We start from the raw sequence: 1,591 nt of genomic DNA on the forward strand, positions 1-1,591 counted from the left end.
TCGCCAATCCACGGCGTCGAATGATATTCCGCGTCCAGCGCCGAGCGCCAGGCCTGAAAGTTGCGCGTCTCGGGCGGCAGATGTTCCTTGGCCAGATCCCAGCGCGCCCGCCCCTGACCATCCTGATCCAGCCAGTTTTCATAATGCAGCGTTTCCGGCGCGTCATACCATTTGGTGTGGTGATGCGGGCGCAGCATCATTTGCACATTGTCGAAGCCGAAATAGCTGCCGCTCCAATCCGCCGGATAATCCTTGGCGCTGGAATAACATTCCGGCCGCCCCGTGGGGGCAAAGGTTTGCTGGCTCGACAGATGCGCCTTGCCGATGAAATGCGTGTCATAGCCGGCACTGGCCAGCATCCCCGCCAGCCCCTGCTCTCCAAAACCATAATCCAGATCCCGGCCATTGTCGCGCACGCCGGTGCTATAGGGCAGCTTGCCCGTCAGGATTGAGGCCCGCGCCGGTTGGCACATCGGATGCGGCGTGATGCATTTCGAAAACCGGGTGCCCAACTGGCCAATCCGGTCAATCGCCGGCGTCTTCACCCCGCGCCCTTCGGGGCCGATACAATCGCCGCGCTGCTGGTCGGTCGAAATCAGAATGATGTTTGGTTTGCGTGTCACAGGCGGCCCCTTTTGCGTTCCGAACGGCATTGCACACTAAAGATCAACTTTAATACATGATACTGTGTGTAGTATGTATGTGACGATATCTGCCTATTCTGTCAACGATTGCCTTGCCGCGCGCATTCATAATATGTTTCAAAAAGCCATAAGCGGCCCAATCCGCCACCCGCATCAGCGCATTTGTACAAATCACCGGGTTATGATACACGATCTGAACCGCCCCCGAAAACTCCGCGATTGCCCCCGATATCGCGCAACACGACATGGCCCAGGATGACAGCTTCGAACCTTCCCCTTACGATCAGCGTGGTGACCGAAGACGATGATCCCGGCAGCAACACGATCTTTCACCAGATCCGCCACGAAATCCTGGCCGGAGAGCTGGACAACAACGAACGGCTGAAAGTCAGCGATCTGGCCAAGCGGTTCGGCGTGTCGACCAACCCGGTGCGCGAAGCATTGCAGCAGCTGCGCGGCGAGGGGCTGGTGTATTTCGTGCCAAATCAGGGGGCGCGCGTGCGCTCTATCGACACCGATTTCGTCCGCGACGTCAGCGAGGTCGGCCAGCAGCTGGAACCCTATCTGGTGCGCTATTTCGTCGAAACCGTCAGCCAGGAAGACATCGACCAGCTGGTGCGGATCCAGGACGAGATCGAATTCCTCAACTTTGCCGACAAACAGGCCCACGCCAGGCTCGACAAACAATTCCACATGACGATGTACCAGAACCACTACAATCGCGTCGCCTTCAAGCTCTGGCAACAACACCGCGAAATCCTCTGGGCAATCTCGACCCGCGTCCCCGTCTCCATCGGCCGCCGCGACGCCATCTTCGCCGAACACCGCGCCCTGATCGACTGCATCCGAAAACAAGACGCCGACGCAACCGCAAAAACCCTCTACAAACACGTCTCAGACGCAGGACAACACCTCGTCGACAGACTCAGCATCAAACAACGCGGAAA

The 1,591-nt window shown here is 58.3% G+C and carries 2 protein-coding genes; one reads left to right on the plus strand and one right to left on the minus strand.

The annotated features are described in order from the left end of the window. Positions 1-623, minus strand: a 623-nt coding sequence (locus tag Q4577_RS23605; RefSeq protein ID WP_303473370.1) for a sulfatase-like hydrolase/transferase, incomplete at its 3' end; no start/stop codon positions are given. A gap of 276 nt (positions 624-899) precedes the next feature. On the opposite strand from Q4577_RS23605, the gene Q4577_RS23610 reads away from it, so the two are divergent. After that, a partial coding sequence (locus tag Q4577_RS23610; protein WP_303473372.1) for a GntR family transcriptional regulator occupies positions 900-1,591 on the plus strand: 692 nt, incomplete at its 3' end.

Source organism: Marinovum sp. 2_MG-2023, assembly GCF_030548265.1.
In the GTDB taxonomy this organism is placed as follows: domain Bacteria; phylum Pseudomonadota; class Alphaproteobacteria; order Rhodobacterales; family Rhodobacteraceae; genus Marinovum.